The sequence below is a fragment of the Bacillus sp. FSL E2-8900 genome (genome assembly GCF_037966225.1).
In the GTDB taxonomy this organism is placed as follows: domain Bacteria; phylum Bacillota; class Bacilli; order Bacillales; family Bacillaceae_G; genus Bacillus_A; species Bacillus_A cereus.
In genome coordinates this window covers 3,359,141-3,381,754 of sequence record NZ_CP150193.1, presented here as the reverse complement: position 1 = coordinate 3,381,754, position 22,614 = coordinate 3,359,141, and the positions used below count along the sequence as shown (strand labels likewise).

Sequence of the window (22,614 nt, the reverse complement as noted above, 5' to 3'; positions counted from 1 at the left end):
CATGGAGAGGTTTTTCTATGTAAATGAGTTTTTTCGACAGAAAAAGTTTTTTATCTCTCCGCAGTCAGACAATCATTGCAAATTTTCTTATATATAATGAAGAGAAAAGGTTGTCCAGATTGGGAGTGGAAAAATGAAAACGTATGAATTGTATTTAATTCAAGAGGATATTGCGAAAGCTTATTTTGGTCGTGAATATTTGTTTTTTGATTTATTTGCTCGATTTTCAGAATCTGGGTCCCTTTCGGAGAAAAAAGTGTTATATAAGCAAATGATGTATATAACGATGCCATTGCAAGTAATGAAAATTCATCATAAATTAGAACAAGCTTTGCGCGTTCTTGGTAAATATGATAGAACACATCATACACATACACTTTATACGGGAGCGGAGTACGGCGAAATAATGGTGAAACCGCACTATATTCGTATGAATACCTCTGGAAATGTCTCTATGGAAACGACGTTCTTTGAGGTGTTAAGAAAGTGTGAATTAACATTTTTAGCTATGGATTATGAAAATACAAAGTACGGATGGCTGAATCCTCTAAAACAAGTACGAACATATGTGTAAAAAATGTCGAATTGTATCTTGTCTTATTGAAAAGGTTTTAGTACACTGTAAGGTAGACAACATGAAGGAGGAAAATATATGCCAATTTGGTTAGGTATTCTAGTGGGCGTAGTAGCACTAGTAGCAGGCGTGGCGTTAGGATTTTTCATTGCCCGCAAATACATGATGAATTACTTACAAAAAAATCCACCAATTAACGAACAAATGTTAAAAATGATGATGATGCAAATGGGACAAAAACCTTCCCAAAAGAAAATCAATCAAATGATGAGCGCAATGAACAAGCAACAAATGAAATAAGCGCTAAAAGACACTCGCTAAGAGTGTCTTTCTTTTTGTTAGTTATAGTTTTTAAAACTTTTAAAAATTCTGTATTTTTGGTAAACTGAAAACATCGCTCATTTTAAGGGAGGAGGAAAAAAATGAAAGTGTTTATGAATTTAGCATGGTTTTTTAAACAAGAAAAACGAGCGTACATAACTGGAATTATTTTATTGTTTGGCGTTGCACTTTTAGAACTTGTAGCACCAAAAGTAATTGGAATCGTTGTAGATGAAATTAATGATGGAACATTGACGACCGATAAGTTACTAAAATGGGTTGTACTATTAGTAATTGTAGGTATTACGATGTACATATTACGTTACATATGGCGTATTATGATTTTCGGGTCTTCATTAAAATTAGCTCGCCAATTACGAAAAAATTTGTATGAACATTTTACAAAGATGAGTCCATCTTTCTATCAGTCAAATCGAACAGGTGATTTAATGGCACATGCGACCAATGATATTCAAGCGATCCAGCAAACTGCTGGAGCAGGTGTTTTGACGCTTGTTGACTCATTAGCTGTCGGAGGATGTGTACTCGTAGCGATGGGTTTTACAATTAGTTGGAAGTTAACATTATTAAGTTTAATTCCAATGCCGATTGTAGCTATTTCGACAAATTATTATGGAACTTTATTACATAAAAGGTTTCATAAAGCACAGCAATCGTTTTCGGAAATCAATGATAAAGTGCAAGAGAGTATGAGTGGAATGAAAGTGATTCGCTCGCTTGGACAAGAGAAAGAAGATTTACAGGCGTTTCGAAGAAAATCAGAAGATGTTGTACATAAAAATGTGTTAGTTGCACGTATTGATTCGTTATTTGATCCGACAATCTCTCTTATCGTTGGATTTTCTTTTTTAATCGCAGTATGTTACGGATCAGTATTAGTTGTAAGAGGTGAATTAACAGTAGGTGATCTCGTTACATTTACGACATATTTAGGTACCCTCGTTTGGCCAATGTTAGCGTTTGGATGGTTATTCAATATTATGGAGCGTGGGCGTGCTTCATATGACCGTGTAGAAAAAATTCTTTCACAAAAATCAGATGTAGTAAATAGCGAAAATGCTGTACATACAATAGCGAGCGGTAATGTTTCGTTTGCCGTTGATTCATTTTCGTATAAGAAAAATGAATTGTTACATTTAAACGATATTCACTTTGATTTGAAGAAGGGCGAAACGCTAGGAGTTGTAGGACGTACAGGCGCAGGGAAAACGACTTTATTAAAATGTTTAATCCGTGAGTATGATCATTTTAATGGTGAATTAAAAATTGGGGAGCGAGATATTCGAGATATAACACTTCATGGTGTCCGTTCTGCCATTTCATACGTGCCGCAAGATCATTTTTTATTTTCAGCAAGTATTGGTGAGAATATTGCCTTTGGAAAGGCGGATGCTACATATAATGAAATTACCAAAGCTGCAGAGATTGCTTGTATTCATAATGACATCCTCCAATTTTCAGAAGGATATGAAACAGTAGTAGGGGAAAGAGGTGTTTCGTTATCTGGTGGTCAAAAACAGCGAATCTCTATTGCTCGTGCTTTATTAACAAATGCTGAAATTTTAATTTTGGATGATTGTTTATCAGCGGTAGATGCAAAAACAGAAGAGACGATTTTAAGTGCCTTAAAGAGGGAGAGAGCAGGGAAAACGACGATTATTACTGCACACCGATTAAGTGCAATTCAGCATGCCAATCTTATTCTTGTTGTTGATGAAGGTAGAATTGTACAAAGAGGTACACATGAGGAATTAATGAAGGAAAACGGCTGGTATAAGGAAATGTATGAAAGCCAGCAATTAGAAGCTTTAGTCGAGAAAGGAGGCGTATGATGGTAGAGAAGAAGCGAAGTGATTTAAGTAGATTGCTTTCCTATATGAAGCCATATAAAGGGTTACTATCTTTAGCATTTATCTTTTTAGTTGGTGCGACAGTAACGGAAATGATGGGTCCTTTTTTAATTAAACAATTCCTCGATGAACACCTAGTACCGCGGGATTTTGAACGATCAGCGCTCGTTACTTTATTTGTAATTTACATAGTTGCTCATTTATTAAAAGTACTATTTACGTATTTAAATCTATTGTACTTTCAGAACATTGCTTTTAAGATTGTTCAAGATATGCGAGTTGAAGTATATGAACATGTTCAAAAGCTGTCATTAAGTTTCTTTGATCGTACGCCGATTGGTACACTTGTATCGCGTATAACAAATGATACGGAAGCGATTAAAGATTTTTATGTCAGTGTATTATCAACATTTGTAAAAAATGTAGTCTTTTTAGTAGGTATTTTAGTAGCGATGTTTTTATTAGATGTAAAATTAGCGCTATTTTCTCTCGTATTAATTCCGATAATGTTTGCGATTATGGTATTATATCGCCGGAAAAGTGCAGCTTTTTATTTAGAAGTACGTAATCAACTAAGCGTGTTAAATGCAAAGTTGAACGAGTCCATACAAGGAATGAATATTGTTCAAGTGTTCAGACAAGAAAAACGTATGAGAAAAGAGTTTGAAGAAGTGAATAATAAACATTATAGTGCAGGGCGACGTACTTTGAAGTTAGACGCATTACTTTTACGACCAGCTACGGATTTAGTACATATTGTAGCTATTGCGTTAGTACTAGGTTTATTTGGAATTGATGCTTTAAAGAGTCCTGTTGAAGTAGGAGTTTTATATGCTTTTGTTAACTATATACATCGTTTCTTCCAACCTGTAAATGAGATGATGATGAAATTGTCCTTCTTCCAACAGGCACTTGTTTCGTCATCACGTGTATTTCATTTAATGGACGAGAAAGATTTAGCACCGGTTCAAAAAGGCAATGAGAATCCTCAAATCGTGGATGGAGATATTGAATTTAAAAATGTTACTTTTTCATATGATGGAAAGCGTGACGTTTTAAAAAATGTATCATTTCACGTGAAACAAGGGCAAACGGTTGCTTTTGTTGGGCATACTGGTAGCGGAAAAAGTACGATTATGAATTTGTTAATGCGATTTTATAATATTAAGTCAGGAAATATTGTAATAGACGGTGTAGATTTAGAAAAATTTGAAGAACGAGAAATTAGAAAGAAAATAGGACTCGTATTGCAAGATGCATTTTTATTTGCTGGAAATGTAAAGCAAAATATTCGTATGTATAATGAAGAAATTACGGATGAAGAAGTAAAAGAAGCTGCTCGATTTGTGCAAGCGAATACGTTTATTGAAAAGTTACCAAAACAGTATGAAACAGAAGTAGTAGAAAGAGGTGCAGCATTTTCAAGCGGTCAACGACAATTAATTGCTTTTGCTAGAACGATAGCAACGAATCCGAAAGTATTAGTATTAGATGAAGCAACAGCTAATATCGATACAGAAACAGAAGAGGCTATTCAAACAGCGTTGCAACAAATGCGAAAAGGTAGAACGACGATAGCCATTGCGCATAGGTTATCTACAATTCAAGATGCGGATCAAATTTTTGTGATGCATGATGGAGAGATAATAGAGAGAGGGACACATCAAGAATTATTAAGTGAGCAAGGTTTGTATTATAATATGTATTTGCTACAAAATAAAGTGAGTTTGCAAAAGGCCTTGTAATACAAGGTCTTTTTTATTTTGTATACAAAATATGTTTACTCTTTGTTTCTATAGCATAAATGTCGTGTCCTCTTATGAAACTTGTACATATTGTATGTATACGAAGTAAAAAAATGATAGGAGATTTTATATGCAAAACAGATCAAGTTCAAATGTTACGTTTATTGATGTGTCTCATTGGGAAGGGAATATTGATTGGAATGCAGTGAAGGCATCTGGAATTCCAGCAGCGTATGCAAAAGCGACAGAAGGTGTAAACTACATTGATCCTACTTTTACTAAGAATGTACAAGCAGCACGAAATGCGAATGTATTAATTGGTGCATACCATTTTGCACGCCCAGAACAAAATGATGCAATTTCAGAGGCAAAATATTTTGTGAGTATATTACAAAATAACCAGACAGACTTAATGCCAGTTCTGGATTTAGAATCACCAACAGATCCGAGTAACAGTAATTTAACTGGTAACGCTATATCGAATTGGGCAAGAAGCTTCATAAATTATGTGAAACAGGCTACTGGAAAAGATGTAATGTTATATACAGGAGTTTGGTATATTAATGAGTTCGGAATTAGCGGATTAAGTGATATACCGCTTTGGATTGCTAAATACTCGAGTACACCGCCTGCTGATGCTGGTGGATGGACAGCGTGGACAGCGTGGCAGTACACAGATTCTGGACAAATTTCAGGCGTAGGAAATTGTGATGTATCAGCTGCAGTTTCATTAGAAGCTTTAAAAGGGAATGGAGCAAGTGGTGGAGGTAATGTTTCCCCGTCTAATAATGCAACTCCAGTGTACGGGGTTGCTATAATTAATGGAGATCATGTGAATTTGAGAAGTGGACCATCTTTGCAGTCTAGTGTAATTCGCCAATTGAATCGTGGCGAAACATATGAAGTTTGGGGAGAACAAGATGGATGGCTTTGTTTAGGGACAAATCAGTGGGTATATAATGATCCGAGTTATATTCAGTATAAACATTATGTGGCGACTATTACTGGTGATAATGTAAATTTGCGTGATGCTCCATCATTAAATGGAAATGTTATAAGACAGTTACATCATGGTGAATCGTATCGAGTATGGAGCAAGCAAGATGGATGGCTTTGCTTAGGGACAAATCAATGGATATACTACGATCCAAGTTATATTCAGTATGGTGTACAATAGAGTGAAAATAAAAGGTGCCCCGTCAGAGGTGCCTTTTATTAAAAATATACAACTTTTACAAAGTCTATATCGAAACCATAGTATACTATAATAGATATATTTATAAAAAAATAATCGAAAATGAAATAAAGGGGTAAAAATATGAATTATGTGCTAATAGGTGCGGTTTTAATATTATTAGCTGTAGTATTTGTGCTGTTTTATAAAAATAAACAGTTAGAATCAGAGAGTCAGCAAGTAGAATTTGAAAAGAAACAAGCGATTGAAACGTATAAAAATGAAATTGCAGCTACGGTGATAGAGCATAAAGAACAACAAAATAATTTAAAAAATATGGAACAGAAAAAATACAATGATTTACAAGTAAGTGCAAATAGAGAAATTGAAAATATGCGTATGATGAAAAATCAATTAGCTGTGCAGCATAGTAAAGAACGTAGTGAAATGCAAAATAAACATAATAACGAAATACATATGTTTCAAAAACTAATTGCAAATCTACGAGAATATACTAAAAACGGCGCTGAAATGAATACGTACGAAACATTACATTATATGAAACGAGGATTCATAGAGCAAGGCACCATATTAGATGCTGAAATTCAAATCATGCCGAATGTTTTTATTAAAAATAATAGTGAAATAAACGATAATCGAATCCATCATCTCATCTTGTGCAAAACTGGTATTTATCTACTTGAGACGAAAGAATGGGAAGAGAAATTAATTCATGGTTTAACGAAAGAAAATGCGGGTATATATTCATTTATGATTGATGAAATGGGTAAGTATCAACAAGAAGTTGAAAAAGAAGAGACATTTGAATATATAGTAGGTAAAGATTCGTCAACTATACAAGTGAAAAATGAAGGGAATCCAGTATATAGGGCGAAGAAACTATCTCAAATTTTATACAGTGGTTTGAAAGAAATGCAGGCTAATAGTATAAAAGAAAAAGTAAAACCAGTTGTATATTTTTATAATAAAAATGGAAAAGAAATAGTAGACCTTTCTAGTGAGGAAACACCTAGATTAAAAGATCGGGAGCAAATTGTAACGTTCTTTAGAAATGAAATATTAGCAGGGGAAGTAGTATATACAGTGCAAGAATTAGAACAGATTCAAGAAATGATTAGCCGGATGAATTATATAGTGAGTTAAAAGGGGAGATCTTTCTGAACGCTATGCTACGTGGCATTTTGTATGTCTCTTTTTGTTTATATATAGTAATGTACATTGTATTTATATTCGTCATTGATATGGTCCATATCCCCTTAAGTGTAAGGAGCATTTTTGTAGTATTCATACCATTTGTTTTATTAGTCATGATTCAAAGGGCTATTTTATATGTTTCTAAAAATCGTAATGAAGAAAAGAAGCAAATGTTGGGGGGGGGTTAATAGTAGCACTCATACCATTAATAGTGTGCAATGTACAACTAAGTGTAAATGAATATACATCAAAGTTTAATCAAAATAGATGGTTAAATCATGCAGATAAGCGGGTACATATGGTAGATGATCTATTACAAAAATATAAATTAATAGGGAAATCAAATGAAGAAATTACACAATTGTTAGGAGCCCCAACGGAAACGAGAAGTGGGGAAGAAGGAGTTATCACTTTGTATTATCTTGGGACTGAACGTGGCTTTATTCCAATAGATAGCGAACAGCTTATTTTACAATTTGATAGAGATGGTAAAGTCATGGAATATACGGTGCATAAAGATTAAAGAAACGTGGAGGGAAGCTATATGTTATAGCTTCTTTTTTATTTTTCAATATGTCAAGGAAGGGGGAGAAGGTTTTTGAGTGGAATAAGGAATGAAAGCGGAGGTGATGCATATATATAGATGCATTGGGCGATTATTCGCCCGATTGGTGAGGGTTAATAATCAATAAGTACGGACAAAAACCCCACTGATGAAAGTTTCACTTTATCATATTGTATAAATGAAAAGGAGGTAAGACGGTGAAAGCAATCCCGACTGATGTCCTGAGTAAAGAATTGATGGAAAGAGAAGGAGTTATATCTATTACAGTAAAGGAATTTGAAAAAATAGAAGTAGCTGGAGTAGTAGTAGCTGGTCCAGCGGTTATTTTGATTAATCAAGATTAAGTACATATCATTGAAATAAAAAGCATCCATCTAGGATGCTTTTTATTTGTATGTAAGGATAAATATGATGGATAATTGTGTTACTGGAGGGAAAGTCTGTGGCAATTATTATAACAATGTTAGTAATGGGTATTTTATTAGGATTTGTTGGAGCTGGAGGAGCTGGGTTTATTATCGCGATACTCACTTTAGTATTTCATATTCCTATTCATGTTGCTCTTGCAACATCTTTAACTGCAATGGCGTTTACGACATTATCAGGTGTTGTCAGTCATTACCGTGAAGGTAATGTAGCACTTATTATAGGCGGGATTGTTGGGGGATTTGGCGCAATTGGCTCTTATATTGGTTCTAAATTTGGTTCACTTATACCAGCACATCTTCTTCATTGGTTTACAGCTGGGATGTTATTTTTATCGGCGATTTTTATGTTTATTAAATTAATTATGTTCCAAAACAAAGAACAGTCATCTTTATATAAGCATAAAGAGTTTTCCATGAACTACTTGTTGAAATGTATATGCCTTGGATTAGTTACTGGAATGATGGCTGGTTCATTTGGGATTGGTTCTGCACCGTTTATTCAGCTTGGATTAATGGTTCTATTGGGATTAACGATTCAGCAATCTGTAGGGACAACAATGCTTGTTATATTACCGATTGCAATTGGAGGCGGTCTAGGATATAGTTCGGAAGGATATTTAGATTATATATTGTTATTGCAAGTATTAATTGGGACCATGTTAGGGGCATATATTGGCGCGAAGTTTACAAATTATGCACCGCGAATGCTTTTGAGGTTTTCGATGATTATGACACCGGTTTTAGCTGGATGTATGCTATTGATGGAATAAGGTGAAATTATAATAAGTAGGGGGTTACTGCTTACAAATAGCGGGATAAAATTAATATAGCAAACTATTAATATATTTTACGAATGAATTATGTAGGTAATTCATATTTCCCATATAAAAGGATTTGTTTTAATATTATGAGTGTAAAGTTCGAGTATTCGAAGTACTACTTGAATTATATCCCTATCCCTTTTCTAAAAATGCGAACAAGTTTTGCCCTATTCTATTCAATAGTTAATTGCATAGAAATATATTGTTCGATGACCATTATGGAACGTACATAATGGGAAAATCCCGATCCTTAAAGAGGATGCCCCTAATCTTCATGTGAAAATATGATCGGATAAGAAAGCTGACCAATTTATGGTCGGCTTTCTTTTTGTTCAAAAACAATTTTTTCTTTAATTTCTGTTTGTAATAATACAGTTTTTCCGAAGCGACGTTTGCATTCCGCACGCACTTTTTCAATGGCTAGTAGCTGAGTAGTCGCGGGAACTGTGACAATAGCTTGGCGAGCCTTTCGATTTTCTTCACAAAAGACACATTCCACAACATAATTAGAAATCATATTTTCATCCTTCCAGTTTTAATTTCTAAAAAGGATTGTCTATGAAGTTGATGTAATTTTTCGTCATTGTTTTATTATTTTCCTCTTTTTTTCAAGGGGAAAATAAAAAAGAGGACGAATTTTAGTAGGGGAGGGATGTTTATGGAGAGATGGATAGGTAGTGCAGCGGTATGTGTAAATGAAAGAAATGAAGTTTTAATGGTACTGCAGGGCAAAGAGGGAGAAGAAAAAAGATGGTCTGTCCCAAGTGGAGGACTTGAAAAGGGAGAGACACTAGAAGAATGTTGTATCAGGGAAGTTTGGGAAGAAACAGGTTACAATGTGGAAGTGGTAAATAAAATATATGAAAAAGAGGGTATTACATACGGTGTTCCAGTGTATGTCCATTATTATTTTGTTAAACAAATAGGCGGTAATATGAAAATCCAAGATCCTGATGAGTTAATACATGAAATTGCTTGGAAAGGGATACATGAAGTTGAACAATTGTGTTTAGCTTTTCCAGAGGATTATGAATTGCTGTGCCAATATATAGATAAAGAAGCAAGTATGTAAATACTTGCTTCTTTAATGTATCCAAGACAAGAAAAGCGGAACGATAACTAAACTAGCGCCTGCTGTTAAAAGCATGGATAAACTTGCAATTGTTCCTTCCACAGGACCGATTTCGAATGCTTTTGATGTACCGGTTCCATTTGCGCTCGTTCCTAACATAATACCTTTTGCGATTGCTGTTTTAATACGGCAAATACGTATGAGAGAAGGACCGAGCAATGCTCCTGTTAAGGCAGTTAAAACGACAAATACAGCAGTTAATTGTGACATACCACCAATCATTTCTGAAATAGCCATTGCGATTGGTGTTGTTACGATATGTGGCGCTAAACTATGTTCTAGTGATGAATCAATTTGAAAATAATTTGCTAGTAGTGCTGAAGTAATGACTGATAAAAACGAACCGACAATGACATTAAGTAAGATAGCCATTCCATGTTTCTTTAATAAATCAAAATATTTATAGATTGGCCATGCAAAAGCAACTGTTGCGGGCTTTAATAATTCAGTTAACCAGTGACCACCAGATTCATATGTTTCATAAGGTGTATCTAATCCGAGCAATAAAGCAATTAAAATAATGGGACAGACGAGAAGAGGAGAAAGTAGACTCCAATTCCAACGTTGATACATTTTTTTTGATATCCAATATGTGAATAGTGTTAATAGTAAACAAAGAAATCCGATCATTGCGTTGATCCTTTCCGCTTTAGTAGCAATTCTGTTAAAAGTCCTGTAACTAAGGTAACGCAAAGAGTGCTAATCATAATAATTAAAATGAGATCGATTCCATATTGTGTTAGTGTATCTCTGTAACGTATGACAGCGACTGCAGAAGGGATGAAAAATAAAATAAGTTCTTTTAATAAAAAATCTGCTCCGTCCTGTATCCATTCTTTTTTAACTAGGTTAAATTTTAATGAAATTAATAATAAAAAAATACCGATTATACTTCCTGGAACTGGGAGGTGTGCCTGTTTTGCAATCCATTCACCTGTCCAAGCGAAACAAAATAGTAATAAAATTTGTCCGCTTAACTTCCACCATTTCATACAGTAACCACCTCTTTCTTTTTTTACATAAAAATTGTAAAAAAGAATTAACAATTTCTACTATACGTTCATTCAAAATATTTGTCTAATATATAAATTATATGTTATTAATATATTAGACATATTAATCGAAAGTGAAAAGGGTGTCCAAAAATGGAATTACGGCATTTGCAATATTTTGTTGTTGTGGCAGAAGAGTTACACTTTGGACGGGCAGCTGCTCGTTTACAAATGACACAACCACCACTTAGTCAACAAATACAGCAATTAGAAAAAGAAATGGGAGTTACATTATTTTCAAGAACGAAAAGAAAGGTTGAACTAACAGAAGCAGGAGAAATGTTTTTAAAAGAAGTAAAAAAAGCGTTTGAACAAATTGAAAAAGCAGTAGAAGTTGCACAAAGTGCGCAAAGGGGAGAAGTAGGATCACTTTCAATTGGTTTTGTAGGTGCGGCGATATATGATATTTTACCATCAATTGTTAGGGAATATAGAAAGAAATTTCCGAGAGTGTCTGTTGCATTACATGAATTGTCAACACCAGATCAAGTTCATGCACTTCATGATAACCGTATTGATATTGGCTTTTTACGTCCACCAATTCCAACACAATTATTAGAATTAGAGCCAATTCAAAGGTTATCTTGCACCTTATGTTTACCAAAGGCACATCCACTTGCAGAGAAAGATGAAATACATATAGAAGATTTACGAGATGAGCCGTTTGTATTTATTACGAGACCAGTATGGCCAGCTTTGTATGATACAATTTTATCTCTTTGCAGAGAAGTTGGATTTAGTCCACGTATTGTACAAGAAGCAACAGAGTATCAAACAGTTATGGGGCTTGTAGCAGCAGGGATTGGAATTACAGTAATACCCGTATCGGCAAATAAGTTATATAAAACAGAAGTTGTATATAAAGAATTATATGATTCTAATTTTGTGGCAGAAATGTCAGTGGCTTACAAAAAAATGAATAGTAATCCAGAGCTACTAGAGTTTTTAAAAATTGCAAGAGAGAAGAAAAGAATAGAAGTAGAAGATGAGTAATAGTAGTAACAGAAAATGGAGTTAATTCAGATTTATAAAAGTACACCTTGTTAAACAATAAAGCGGAAATGCAACTTAAGTTGCATTTCCGCTTTATTGTTCTTTTTTTAGCTCGATACTAAATAGATAAACGTGTTCATTTTCTTTTAAGAGTAAATCAATACCTTTGTCTTCGTCAATTGTAGGGACGCTTACAGTTTCTTTACTTGTTTGGATTACAGCAGCTAAAATTGTTTTTTGATTGTATTTTAAATTTTTTATAGATTGGATTGTAGTAGTTGCGGAGCTATTTACGCTTGTTGGTGCTTCTTCATGAACAAGCGTTGAATCACCTTCAATATTCATATACCACTGCCTTTTTTCTTGTATATCTTTATCGAATTGGAAATGTGGTGGTAAAAAAGAAAGCTTTACTTTCTTTTTTGAAAAATGTGAGGTAGCTATATTAGCAATTTCTTTTGTTTTTTTACCATTGTTATAATAATCAATTGTAGCATTTATTTCATCTTTATCATGTTTAAGCGTAACGTTATAAAACATGCTATTTCCTTCTTGAAAAGGAGTCATTTGTAAAATAGAAGCTTGCTCTTTTGTTAATTTGTATGGCTCAACAATGGCAACTTCATTGTTTTTTATTTGGCTACAACTTGGGAGTAATAATAAACACAAGATTGATAGTAATTTTATACGCATACAATCTCCTCCTTTTTACAATTATATTCTAAATGTGATTTTTTATCATTTCGTTTTCTAGGACTAAAGACTTAGAAGAAATTCCGATTGTAGTGCGATGTTTAAAATGTCATATTTTTATACACTAGTAGTATAGAATGCGTATGTAATAAGGTAGGGGAAGAATTTTATGTCTTTATGTCGGTTAGCGAGAAAAAATATTAGAACATTTGCTACCAAAAGGATAAAACAATTTATGTGGATTGCTATGAGTACTATGATTTTGTTTTTTATGATATCGCTACAATTTAATGAAGTAGTTGCTGGGGAATTAGGGACTACGCTTTTATTTCAAATGTGTTTTTACACGTTGTTTATCGTAGTCATTTTCATATGTACGTTTATTACATATAAAATGACTTATTCTCTTCTGCAAGTGAGGAAAGAAGAAGTTAAATCTTATGTAGCAGAGAATAGGAAGAGAAATGATGTACTATGTTTATTATGTCAGGAGCAATTATTCCTTTATGGAGCAGCGTTTGTTTTTGGATTAGTTAATGGGATGTTATTTTTAAAATTATTTACGATTATCTTTATAAGAATAGCAGGAATACAAGGGATAAATAGTGCACCGATTACAATATATGCAATAGTAGTAGTGAGTATAATTATGATTGTTATCCTTCTATTATCGATGGTGCAATGTTTTCGATTTGTTCAAAGTTTACAAGATAAAAATTCGTTGCATTTCAAGAAAAAGGCATGAGAAATCATGCCTTTTTCCATTTTACACATAAAAATAATCATGTTACAGTGAAAAGACCTGACAAAGAATGGGAAGGAAAGGTTGTATAGAATGACAAATGAACAATCAATTGTAAAAGTCGATCGGTTAACGAAGCGAATCGGATCAAAGACACTTGTACAAAATATTAGTTTTGAAGTGAAAAAAGGCGAGGTTGTCGGTTTACTCGGACCAAACGGTGCTGGAAAAACGACTTTAATGAGAATGATGGTTGGTATGATTCGTATGACAGAAGGTGAAGTATGGATTGATGGTCAATCTGTGAAACAGCAATTCGAAAAAACAGCTGCGAAAATTGGAGCGGTAATTGAGACACCTGAATTTTATCCTTTTTTGAGCGGCTATGAAAATTTAACATATTTCGGACGAATGAATGGTAATGTGACCGAAGAACGTATCGATGAAGTAGTGAAATTGTTAGGGATGGGACAAGTAATTGATCGCAAAGTAAAAGCGTATTCCCTCGGCATGAGACAACGTTTAGGAATCGCTCAGGCACTTATTCACGATCCAGACGTGTTGATACTAGATGAACCGACAAATGGATTAGACCCTAGTGGAATACATGAAATGAGAATGTACATAAAAAAAATTGCACATGAACAAGGAAAAGCTGTACTTGTATCAAGTCACTTACTTTCAGAAGTTGAATTAATGTGTGACAGAGTTATCATTATTCAGCACGGGGAATATGTGGCTACGCAAAATATTCAGCATAGCCAAAGCGAAGAGATGGAGACGATCCGTATACGTGTAGATGATGCGAATAAAGCAGCAGAAATATTAGGGCATGATGTTTTAGTAAAAGATAATGAATTACTTATTAATGTAAAAGATGAAGAAATCCCAAATGTTATTCGTACATTGCTTGAGAAAAATATTCAAGTGTATCGTGTATATGAAGAAAGAAAAACGTTAGAAGAGCAATTTTTAGAATTAACAGGGGGAAAAGATATTGTTTAATTTAGTATATAACGAACTGTATAAAATATTTAAGCGGAAGCGAACGATTATTCCATTTGCAGTTATTGCAGTATTAATAATCGGATTAGGATGGGTTACGGTAAAGTATTTTGAACCGGAAACAAAAGGATGGAAAGTAGATTATACAGAACGAACTGTAGAAATTGAGAAAAAGCTTGGCATGAAAAAAGAAGCTATTTTAGCAGAAAAATCAGGGGATGAGCTTGTAAAAGAATACCAGCTTAAGATGAAGCATTTAGATACGGATACAGCACCGGCAAGCAGTTCTCCACTTTCTTTCATGAGAGATACAGGTTTTATCGTATTTCCAATTTTGCTCCCATTTATCCTCGTGTATGCAAGTACAATTTTTGCGAATGAATATAGCTGGGGAACATATAAATTTTTAACGATACGACCAGCGAGTCGCTTTAAAATTTTAACAGCAAAATTTTTAGCAATCGTTATATTTGCAGCTTTATTATTTATATTTAATATGATCTTCTCCGCTTTATGTGGACTTGTTATTTATAAATTCCAACAGCCTGCATGGAGTGAGTTTATTTTCCAAGATGGAAATATAATAAAACAAAACATTTTTGTAGAAGCAAGTAAATATTATGTTTTATCGTGGTTACCAACGGTTGTGTACGCATCGTTTGCATTTATGATTTCTGTGTTAACGAGATCTAGTGGAGGTGCAATTGGTATTTCACTATTCCTTGCTTTATCAGGCAATATTGCGTTATTAGCAGCCACTAGATATAACTGGGCGAAATATTTATTGCCAGCAAACACAGATTTATATAGTATTTCAAAGAACGGAAGTTTTATTGATGGAGTAACATTCCCGTTTGCATCATGTATGTTGCTACTTTATTTGTTCGTATTTTTATGTATTTCATATACTGTGTTTTTAAAACGTGATTTAACTTAATAAGAAAAGCCGTTCAGGGTGCTGAGATGCACTTTGAACGGCTTTTTTTATGAGAATTGTTTAAGTGCTCTTTCGGCTAGTAAAGCAAAGTATTCTGCACTTATAGGCAGTGCCTCTTCATTAATTGTAAAAGCAGGATGATGCCATTCATGTGTACCGCTCGTTCCCATAAAGACGAATGAACCTGGTATTTCCTGTTGGTAAAATGAGAAATCTTCTCCAGCCATTGATAGACTAGGCGAGATGATATTAAGATTCATCTTTGTGGCAACTTGAGTAGATAAGTCTGTAAGAGCTTTATCGTTGTGAACAGCAGGAGGACCTGAATAAAAACGGAATTTCGTTTTTACACCTAATGCATCAGATACACCTTTAATAATACGCTCCATGAGTGCTGGAATCTTTTCACGTGTTTCAGCTTGGAACGTGCGAATCGTTCCTTCTAACGTAGCTTTTTCAGGAATCACGTTCCACGTATTTCCTGCGTGAATATTTGTAACACTAACAACCGCATTATGAGATGAACTTATATTTCGGCTTACAATTGTTTGCAGTGCCATCACAATTTGAGAGGATGCGACAATAGGATCTACGCCAGCATCTGGTACAGCCGCGTGTGTACCAACTCCGTGAATTTCAATTTCAAATCGATCAACTCCAGCCATCAGTGGACCATCTTTAATGCCAATTGTACCTACTGGTAAATCAGGTTTATTATGCATGCCGAAAATCGCTTGCACATTACGTAAATGTCCAGCATCAATAACTTTGCAAGCGCCATTACTACTTTCTTCAGCTGGTTGGAATATGAAGCGAACCGTTCCATTTAGGGAAGATTCTCTTTCTTTTAATAAGAAAGCAGTACCTAAAATGGCAGCTGTATGAAAATCGTGTCCACAAGCATGCATTTTCCCTCGTACTTTAGATGCATAGGACAAATGTGTTTCTTCTTGAATAGGAAGGGCATCAATATCAGCACGAACTGCTACAATTGGTCCGTTTTTATTACCAGACACTTCAGCGATAATTCCTGTTTCTAAATTGGAGTCAATGATAGTAATGTTTTTTTCTTCTAACCAATTTTTTATTGCTTTTGTTGTTTCGAACTCTTCATATGATAGTTCTGGATACTCATGTAAATGTCGACGGATGGAAATAAGTTTTTCTTTTAGTTGATTTGAAATAGATACCATGTAGTATGCCTTCTTTCTTCAGCAAAATATTTATCATAAGTATACAACAATAAAAGAGAGGATTCTCAAATGAAAATCCTCTCTCGTTTATCCCGTATTAATGGGCAGTCCGATTGGTTCAACTAATTAAAGTTTCACTTTATGCTGCGACTTTTTTATGCGTATGATGTTTACGATAACGTCCACGCATTGCGTATGCAATTTGCGGGATTGCAATCCCGATTAAAATAAGTGATACACCGAACCATTGTGAAGATAGTACAGCCTCTTTTAAAACGAATACTGACATAATTGTTGTAACTGGTAGTTCCGCTGCACCAAGAATAGTTGCTAAGCCAGAACCGATTTTTGGAATACCGATTGTAAAGGCAATAGATGGAATTACGATACTAAATGTTCCTAATCCTAAACCGTATTTCCAAAGACCTTGAGAAATGGCACCATTAAAAATAAATGTTGGTGGGAATACAATCATGACTAAAGTTAAAGCACCGGTCATTAAGAGAACACCGCGCGGTAATGAAGGTACTTCAACAGCAACTTTTCCGCTCACGAAAATGTATGTTGCGAATGTAACTGCAGATAATAAACCTAAAATGATCCCAGTCGTATCGAAAGCACCTGCTGATTGTTCAAGTAAACCACTTGATAAAAATGTCCCTACAAGTAAGAAAATAACAGAAATAACTTTTTCTCTTGAAGGTAATGTTTTTGTTGCGACTGCTTCAATGATAATTCCGACCCAAACGAATTGGAATAAAAGAATAATTGCAATAGAAGCTGGTACAGTTTTTAATGAAGCATAATAAAAAATCCCGGTAAAACTTGCAGATGTTCCTGCAACGAATAAAAGTAATGCTTGCTTTAAAGGAACGCGATGTCTAGAAAATAGAAGTGTAATAGCAAGCAAAATAATCCAACCGAACAAATATTGGCTGCCAATTACCTCTCCAAGTGAAAATCCTTCTGCATATGCAAGCTTAACAAAAATAGCTAAAATTCCATAACTACACGCTCCTAATAAAACTAAAAGAGAATAACGAAGCATGAAAAATTCCTCCCATCTATATGAAGTTGTTCCGTATCGAAAATATATAACTAGAGGGAAGTATACAAAATTAGAAATAAAGGGTCAAATGAAAGAAAAGTATGACATTTTATAGAATAATAATAAAAGTATGATATTTATGCATAATCTTGAAATTATTAATAGTAGAAGTATTATAAAATCAACTTTGCATTGTATAGAGCTAGCATTTGAAAAAAATATTTTTTAAACCAATATGTATATGGACGTACTAGTAACGTGCTAATTATTTGAGAAACTATGTTACCTTTGTTATGGTAGTGACAATTAAAGGAGTTTCATAATCCATTTGAGTTTTTTCTATATAATAGAAGGAAATGAAAACGTTTTATTAGAAACTGTGAGGAAGTACGGTTTTTCTTATTGCCACGTTGTAAAATTGATTTCACGAATTGTTCATAGTATTTTTATGTGTTTTTGTTACAATATTTAGGGAGAGGAGTGGAATGATGCAAGATATTAGTATTTTTTTAGCGTTTGGCGCCGGGTTCTTATCATTTATTTCCCCATGTTGCTTACCGCTTTATCCGGCATTTTTATCGTACATAACAGGTATGTCGGTTTCTGAATTGAAAGAAGAAAATGCAATGCTTCGCAAAAGAAGTATGATACATACAGCGTTTTTCTTACTTGGATTTTCAATTATATTTATTGCAATTGGATTTGGTACAAGTTTTATTGGAGGAATCTTTACTGACTATAAAGATTTAATCAGACAGTTAGGTGGTATATTTATCATCGTGTTCGGCTTAATTATTGTTGGGGTGTTTAAGCCGAAATTTTTAATGCAAGACCGTAAATTTACATTTAAAAATCGTCCAAGTGGCTATTTTGGATCAGTACTAATTGGATTAGCCTTTGCAGCAGGGTGGACGCCATGTACCGGACCAATTCTAGTGTCTGTAATTGGATTAGCAGCAACAAACCCAGAATCAGCAATGATTTACATGATTGCTTACATACTTGGATTTGCTATCCCGTTTTTCGTACTGTCATTCTTTATTACGAAAATGTCTTGGATTAAAAGAAATAGTATGGCCTTCATGAAAGTCGGAGGATATATTATGATTGTTATGGGGGTCTTCCTATACTTTAACTGGATGACGAAAATTATCGTATATTTCTCAAGTTTATTTGGTGGTTTTACCGGTTTTTAGTATTATTCTGCGAAAATGTTGGAAATACTAACGGAAAAGCATATAATGAAAGTATATTTTGCATATAGCCACAAAAAAGGATGAGAAAATATGAACATAGTTCTTTTATCAAGTATCGTTGCTGTTTGTATGGCTGTCGGTGCGATGTTTATTCGTTTAAAAGCAGCTAAGAAACCTGCAACATTGAAAAAAATTATACTTCCGCCATTTTTTATGAGCACGGGAGCATTGATGTATGTTTTTCCTGAATTTCGATTAACTCCAGCGGAAATGTTAGAAGCAATTGGCGTCGGTTTGTTTTTCTCTATTTTTCTTATTAAAACATCTAAATTTGAAATTAGAGGACAAGAGATTTATTTGAAGCGTTCAAAAGCCTTTGTTTTTATATTAATTGGATTACTTGTAGTGCGGATTGTATTTAAAACATACTTAAGCCAATCTCTTGATTTAGGACAACTTAGTGGCATGTTCTTTTTACTTGCGTTCGCGATGATTGTGTCATGGAGAATTGCAATGTATCGTTCCTTTACGAAATTACAGAAGGAAATGGAAAAAGAAGATGGTTTTTATAATGAAAAAGATATGAAGCTAACTTAAAAACTGTATATGTACCAAATAAAAAGACAGCGTCAAAGGCGCTGTCTTTTTTATCGAAAATAATATGAAGTTACTTTGCGAGTAAAGATCGATAGTTAGAATAATCAATCTTTTTTTCTTGTAGTTTTTTAATTAAAAATTTATGATCACGCTTTGGTGTGGCAATGATATATCCTTTAATAAGTAAGTCTTGTGTAATTTGAGAGGCATTTTCTTGTAATGCAAGTTCCCCGATTTTTCCAGCAATCTTTGATTTTGCAACATCGCGAAATAGTTCTGGAACAGGACTTACAAGCTCTTCTAACAATTGTTTTTGTTCGTCAGCCCATAAATGTCTCGTTTTATTTATGTAGTGTTCTTCCCAATCCAAAATGGACATGCCGTCTTCTTTTGGTAAACGTTTTAAAAATTTTCTGAACATAAAGTATCCACCGATAGACATAAGCCCTAATAAAATAACCGTCCATAATACAATGAACCAACTGAACCATCCTTCGAGCAAGCATATCCCCCCTTAATGATAGCGGTTTTCTTTTATTCATATTATATACAGTGAGATTCATAGAAAGCAAGAACGCTTGGTCATTTTGACCAAGCGTTATCATCTAAACAAAGTATAGTTGTTCCACATGTAAATTATTATTATCATCTTCTACATATTCAATGATTAATGTGCCAACTTTACGATCTTTATCTTCAGTTGTGAAAATAGAGTAAGAAGTAAAACGTGTTTTTGATAGGCCGCTTATGTGTGTAGGTAAAGAAATGTAGTCGTTATCGCGGAAGAATTCCATCAGTTCAATATCCTCAAATTCTTTTCGGTCAACTTGTTTGTTTGTATAGCGGCGTTGAAGTTGTTTTAAAGATTCATTCCAAGAAATTGCTTTTGTGTCGTATACCATTGTTCTATCTCCTTACTGTATGTAATTATTAAGAACATACGTTCTAATCTAGTATACTCTTTTTATTAGAAAAGGGAAAGCAAAAAATAATGTAAGCTTGGATTTCCAAGCTTACATTATTGATGCGTCCGTCATAATCTCTATTTTTCATTATAAGTTAGATAAGAATAAGAAACAAGATGATATATATAATGTTGAGAGTTTTCAAGATTCTGTATATTATAGGTGTACTAAAGTGTAAGGGAATGAGAGGTGTGACATACGTAATTTCACTGCAAGGGCCGATGGCTAGCGGAAAAACAACATTAGCAAAAAGGTTAGAAAAGAGAGGGTTTCGAGTTATATATGAAAATCCATATCCAATTGTAGAGAAGCGAAAAAAATTGAATTTAGATATGAATTCAAAAGTAGGGTTTATTATGAATCAAAAAATGTTTATGGAAGCAAAAATAAAGGAGTTTCAAAATGTGAAAGATTCAGTCGTAATTTTTGATCGCGGACCAGAAGACATTGAGTTTTTTACACTCTTTTATCCAACGATTATAGGAGAAGAGTGGGATATAGAAACTGAATTGAAAGATGAATTATATAAATTAAGAGAATGCCGTTCGGATGTGATTTTTTACTTAGATGTTACGAAAAAGAATGTATATGATAGAAAAAATAATGATAGAACAAGAAACAGAAGTACGTTTGAGGAGCAATTTAAATTAGTAGAAACTGAAAAAGACTGGTATAAACAATTTCCTGTAACTTATGTGGACACGAATAGATTAACAGTGGACGATTTAGAGGTATATTTTATGGACTGGTTAAAGGAGAGAGGGCTATGAAAAAAATACTTTTATTTGTATACTCAACATTTGCAGAGTTTGAAATAACAGTAGCGACGGCATTGCTGAAAAATAAATATGAAATCATTACAGCGGGCTTAACGAATGAATTGGTTATAAGTGAAACTGGGTTGCAAGTGCAGCCACATATAGAAGTAAGTGAAGTACGTGTAGATGAGTATGAGGGGATACTTATTCCAGGTGGAGAAGAAGTACAGTTGGAAGATGCAAAACCTCTTTTTTCAATCATTCGTCAATTTCATGAACAAGAAAAATTAGTGGCGGCAATTTGTGCTGGACCGTATGCGCTAGCAAAAGCAGGGTTATTTAAAGAGATTTCTTATACTGCGACTATAGATTATCAAAAATTCGATTGTTTTCCAGTAGAAAATTTCGTGTATGAAGAAGTTGTGCAACACTCAAATATTATTACAGCACAAGGGCATGCATTTGTACCATTTGGAATAGCAATTGCCTCTTATTTTGGAGTGGCAGACAAACATAATACAGATTTTTATTGTGGTAAAGGTAATGTAGTAATGGAGAAACTTTTACGAGAAAACGTGTAAAAGCTAGCAAATGCTAGCTTTTTTCTTTTTTACACCGATAAATTACTAACGTTTTTGGATCGCGCCATATACCGTTATGGAGAGATAATTCCTTGTTGATTTCTTCTGTTAGCCATTCTTTCATCTCGGCTTGAAGATACATATTATCGGGTATATTTAACGATGGAAACATGCTGGAAATATAGTTTACTATTGGGGTAGCATGATCAAAAACGAGCGCATTATGAATAACTGTTTCTTCAACCGTTTGAAAAGCAGATGCTACTATCTCTTTACCATTTTCTAAACAAAATGGAGAGACTGCTGGTGATGTTTTCGGTAGATCAAATGCGTCAAGCATGTTGTTACACATTTCAACTATACGAGGTAATGAAACTTTAGAATTTGTTGTAGCTAAAAGTGTTCCGCCAGAACGAATGACTTTATAAAAGCCTTGAATTGTTTTTTCAACATCTTTCACATGGTATAACATATGTCTTGCAATTATTAGGTCATAACAATTTGTTTCGAAAGGAAGTTTACTAGCGTCCCCTCGTTTCCATTCTATTAAGTTATTTATTTTAGCAGCTTCAGCAAGCATAGCTTCGGATTGATCAAACCCGGTTAATGGGCCTTTATGACCATTTGTTTGTAAAAGGGAAAGGAATTTTCCACTAGCGCACCCAACCTCTAATATGTTTTCATCCCCTTGAAGGTGTAAATGTTCAATGACGATCTTATCTAAATCTACGTGTTTTTCTTCGTAATGTGTATGTGTGTCGATGCGTGTTTGTAAATGGTTGCTAACGTTATATTGACGTTTTACATCATTCATTTTGTCACATTCCACCTTTGTGCAAAATTGTTGGATTGCATGTGTTAATACATCTGTTTTCTTTAAACCTTCGTAATGGAGTGCTGATTCAAACCTTTCAAGTAATTTCTCTTCAATTCGAAAATGAATATCTTTTCGTTTTGTCACTGAAATTTCGCCCCTTTGCATCTGTTAGTGAGACTATAGCACGTCTG

General features: G+C 34.0%; 27 protein-coding genes and 1 pseudogene. 19 read left to right on the top strand and 9 right to left on the bottom strand.

Annotated features, from left to right (window positions below; translation table 11 throughout):
- Positions 1 to 133 precede the first annotated feature (133 nt).
- The 9 genes and pseudogenes from sirA (at position 134) to NST90_RS17165 (ending at position 8,663) form a co-directional block, all read left to right on the top strand.
- Positions 134 to 574 carry a sporulation inhibitor of replication protein SirA gene (gene sirA / locus NST90_RS17205; protein ID WP_000860645.1) on the top strand — a complete coding sequence of 147 codons (441 nt, stop codon included), beginning with the start codon at positions 134 to 136 and terminating at the stop codon, positions 572 to 574.
- A gap of 78 nt (positions 575 to 652) precedes the next feature.
- Entirely contained in the window at positions 653 to 874 is a 222-nt protein-coding gene (locus tag NST90_RS17200) for a YneF family protein (RefSeq protein ID WP_001123317.1), read from the top strand.
- Positions 875 to 996: 122 nt separating this feature from the next.
- Entirely contained in the window at positions 997 to 2,748 is a 1,752-nt protein-coding gene (locus tag NST90_RS17195) for an ABC transporter transmembrane domain-containing protein (RefSeq protein WP_006920021.1), read from the top strand.
- Positions 2,748 to 4,511, top strand: a complete 1,764-nt coding sequence (locus tag NST90_RS17190; protein ID WP_006920020.1) for an ABC transporter ATP-binding protein — start codon at positions 2,748 to 2,750, stop codon at positions 4,509 to 4,511. Before NST90_RS17195 ends, NST90_RS17190 begins: the two co-directional genes overlap by 1 nt.
- Positions 4,512 to 4,641: 130 nt before the next feature.
- The gene (locus NST90_RS17185; RefSeq protein ID WP_025710102.1) at positions 4,642 to 5,688 is read left to right on the top strand and encodes a GH25 family lysozyme; all 1,047 of its coding nucleotides are present in this window, start codon (positions 4,642 to 4,644) and stop codon (positions 5,686 to 5,688) included.
- Between the two features lie 141 nt (positions 5,689 to 5,829).
- A complete protein-coding gene (locus NST90_RS17180) occupies positions 5,830 to 6,849 on the top strand; it encodes an NERD domain-containing protein (protein ID WP_001110280.1) in 1,020 nt (339 codons plus the stop codon).
- Between the two features lie 23 nt (positions 6,850 to 6,872).
- Positions 6,873 to 7,423: pseudogene (locus tag NST90_RS17175) on the top strand (hypothetical protein).
- Between the two features lie 239 nt (positions 7,424 to 7,662).
- Positions 7,663 to 7,809, top strand: coding sequence for a BC1881 family protein (locus tag NST90_RS17170; protein ID WP_000644411.1), 147 nt, complete (start codon positions 7,663 to 7,665; stop codon positions 7,807 to 7,809).
- A gap of 98 nt (positions 7,810 to 7,907) precedes the next feature.
- Complete coding sequence (locus NST90_RS17165) at positions 7,908 to 8,663, top strand: sulfite exporter TauE/SafE family protein (RefSeq protein WP_000974659.1); 756 nt, start codon at positions 7,908 to 7,910, stop codon at positions 8,661 to 8,663.
- A 361-nt stretch (positions 8,664 to 9,024) separates the two neighbouring features.
- Here the strand turns inward: NST90_RS17165 and NST90_RS17160 are convergent, their stop codons facing one another.
- The gene (locus NST90_RS17160; protein ID WP_000625222.1) at positions 9,025 to 9,231 is read right to left on the bottom strand and encodes a DUF3903 domain-containing protein; all 207 of its coding nucleotides are present in this window, start codon (positions 9,229 to 9,231) and stop codon (positions 9,025 to 9,027) included.
- Positions 9,232 to 9,372: 141 nt separating this feature from the next.
- Between NST90_RS17160 and NST90_RS17155 the strand changes: the two genes are divergently transcribed.
- On the top strand, positions 9,373 to 9,786 hold the full coding sequence (locus tag NST90_RS17155; RefSeq protein WP_000442982.1) for an NUDIX hydrolase: 414 nt from the start codon (positions 9,373 to 9,375) through the stop codon (positions 9,784 to 9,786).
- A 12-nt stretch (positions 9,787 to 9,798) separates the two neighbouring features.
- Here the strand turns inward: NST90_RS17155 and NST90_RS17150 are convergent, their stop codons facing one another.
- A complete protein-coding gene (locus tag NST90_RS17150) occupies positions 9,799 to 10,476 on the bottom strand; it encodes an LrgB family protein (protein WP_000578954.1) in 678 nt (225 codons plus the stop codon).
- Positions 10,473 to 10,838 carry a CidA/LrgA family holin-like protein gene (locus NST90_RS17145; RefSeq protein ID WP_000872365.1) on the bottom strand — a complete coding sequence of 122 codons (366 nt, stop codon included), beginning with the start codon at positions 10,836 to 10,838 and terminating at the stop codon, positions 10,473 to 10,475. Before NST90_RS17145 ends, NST90_RS17150 begins: the two co-directional genes overlap by 4 nt.
- Positions 10,839 to 10,991: 153 nt before the next feature.
- Here NST90_RS17145 and alsR point away from each other — a divergent pair, with 153 nt between their 5' ends.
- Positions 10,992 to 11,891: an acetoin biosynthesis transcriptional regulator AlsR gene (gene alsR / locus NST90_RS17140; protein ID WP_000423234.1), complete on the top strand. Its 900-nt coding sequence runs from the start codon at positions 10,992 to 10,994 to the stop codon at positions 11,889 to 11,891.
- A 93-nt stretch (positions 11,892 to 11,984) separates the two neighbouring features.
- On the opposite strand, the gene NST90_RS17135 is transcribed toward alsR, so the two are convergent.
- Positions 11,985 to 12,584 (bottom strand): hypothetical protein, encoded by a 600-nt coding sequence (locus tag NST90_RS17135; protein WP_001220599.1) that lies wholly within the window; start codon positions 12,582 to 12,584, stop codon positions 11,985 to 11,987.
- Positions 12,585 to 12,753: 169 nt separating this feature from the next.
- Between NST90_RS17135 and NST90_RS17130 the strand changes: the two genes are divergently transcribed.
- The 3 genes from NST90_RS17130 (at position 12,754) to NST90_RS17120 (ending at position 15,268) form a co-directional block, all read left to right on the top strand.
- On the top strand, positions 12,754 to 13,329 hold the full coding sequence (locus NST90_RS17130) for an FtsX-like permease family protein (protein WP_000050608.1): 576 nt from the start codon (positions 12,754 to 12,756) through the stop codon (positions 13,327 to 13,329).
- A gap of 90 nt (positions 13,330 to 13,419) precedes the next feature.
- On the top strand, positions 13,420 to 14,331 hold the full coding sequence (locus NST90_RS17125; RefSeq protein WP_000180622.1) for an ABC transporter ATP-binding protein: 912 nt from the start codon (positions 13,420 to 13,422) through the stop codon (positions 14,329 to 14,331).
- Positions 14,324 to 15,268: an ABC transporter permease subunit gene (locus tag NST90_RS17120; RefSeq protein ID WP_000482759.1), complete on the top strand. Its 945-nt coding sequence runs from the start codon at positions 14,324 to 14,326 to the stop codon at positions 15,266 to 15,268. Before NST90_RS17125 ends, NST90_RS17120 begins: the two co-directional genes overlap by 8 nt.
- 47 nt (positions 15,269 to 15,315) lie before the next feature.
- On the opposite strand, the gene NST90_RS17115 is transcribed toward NST90_RS17120, so the two are convergent.
- Both NST90_RS17115 and NST90_RS17110 read right to left on the bottom strand, forming a co-directional pair.
- On the bottom strand, positions 15,316 to 16,461 hold the full coding sequence (locus NST90_RS17115) for a M20 peptidase aminoacylase family protein (RefSeq protein ID WP_000253675.1): 1,146 nt from the start codon (positions 16,459 to 16,461) through the stop codon (positions 15,316 to 15,318).
- Between the two features lie 139 nt (positions 16,462 to 16,600).
- On the bottom strand, positions 16,601 to 17,509 hold the full coding sequence (locus tag NST90_RS17110) for a DMT family transporter (RefSeq protein ID WP_000947043.1): 909 nt from the start codon (positions 17,507 to 17,509) through the stop codon (positions 16,601 to 16,603).
- A 322-nt stretch (positions 17,510 to 17,831) separates the two neighbouring features.
- Between NST90_RS17110 and NST90_RS17105 the strand changes: the two genes are divergently transcribed.
- The 3 genes from NST90_RS17105 (at position 17,832) to NST90_RS17095 (ending at position 19,302) form a co-directional block, all read left to right on the top strand.
- On the top strand, positions 17,832 to 17,981 hold the full coding sequence (locus NST90_RS17105; protein ID WP_074619206.1) for a peptidase T: 150 nt from the start codon (positions 17,832 to 17,834) through the stop codon (positions 17,979 to 17,981).
- Between the two features lie 16 nt (positions 17,982 to 17,997).
- A complete protein-coding gene (gene ccdA, locus NST90_RS17100; protein WP_001152676.1) occupies positions 17,998 to 18,705 on the top strand; it encodes a cytochrome c-type biogenesis protein CcdA in 708 nt (235 codons plus the stop codon).
- A gap of 90 nt (positions 18,706 to 18,795) precedes the next feature.
- Entirely contained in the window at positions 18,796 to 19,302 is a 507-nt protein-coding gene (locus NST90_RS17095) for a cytochrome c biogenesis protein CcdC (RefSeq protein WP_001028439.1), read from the top strand.
- A gap of 70 nt (positions 19,303 to 19,372) precedes the next feature.
- Here NST90_RS17095 and NST90_RS17090 read toward each other — a convergent pair whose 3' ends face one another.
- Together NST90_RS17090 and NST90_RS17085 are read right to left on the bottom strand one after the other, a co-directional pair.
- The gene (locus NST90_RS17090; protein WP_000889377.1) at positions 19,373 to 19,804 is read right to left on the bottom strand and encodes a DUF2621 domain-containing protein; all 432 of its coding nucleotides are present in this window, start codon (positions 19,802 to 19,804) and stop codon (positions 19,373 to 19,375) included.
- Positions 19,805 to 19,907: 103 nt separating this feature from the next.
- Positions 19,908 to 20,204 carry a hypothetical protein gene (locus tag NST90_RS17085; RefSeq protein WP_000262401.1) on the bottom strand — a complete coding sequence of 99 codons (297 nt, stop codon included), beginning with the start codon at positions 20,202 to 20,204 and terminating at the stop codon, positions 19,908 to 19,910.
- 245 nt (positions 20,205 to 20,449) lie between these two features.
- Between NST90_RS17085 and NST90_RS17080 the strand changes: the two genes are divergently transcribed.
- Both NST90_RS17080 and NST90_RS17075 read left to right on the top strand, forming a co-directional pair.
- Entirely contained in the window at positions 20,450 to 21,037 is a 588-nt protein-coding gene (locus tag NST90_RS17080; protein WP_002024590.1) for an AAA family ATPase, read from the top strand.
- Complete coding sequence (locus tag NST90_RS17075; RefSeq protein WP_000722233.1) at positions 21,034 to 21,606, top strand: DJ-1/PfpI family protein; 573 nt, start codon at positions 21,034 to 21,036, stop codon at positions 21,604 to 21,606. The genes NST90_RS17080 and NST90_RS17075 overlap by 4 nt, the downstream gene beginning before the upstream one ends.
- A gap of 13 nt (positions 21,607 to 21,619) precedes the next feature.
- On the opposite strand, the gene NST90_RS17070 is transcribed toward NST90_RS17075, so the two are convergent.
- Positions 21,620 to 22,567, bottom strand: a complete 948-nt coding sequence (locus NST90_RS17070) for a class I SAM-dependent methyltransferase (protein ID WP_000166760.1) — start codon at positions 22,565 to 22,567, stop codon at positions 21,620 to 21,622.
- Between the last annotated feature and the right edge of the window lie 47 nt (positions 22,568 to 22,614).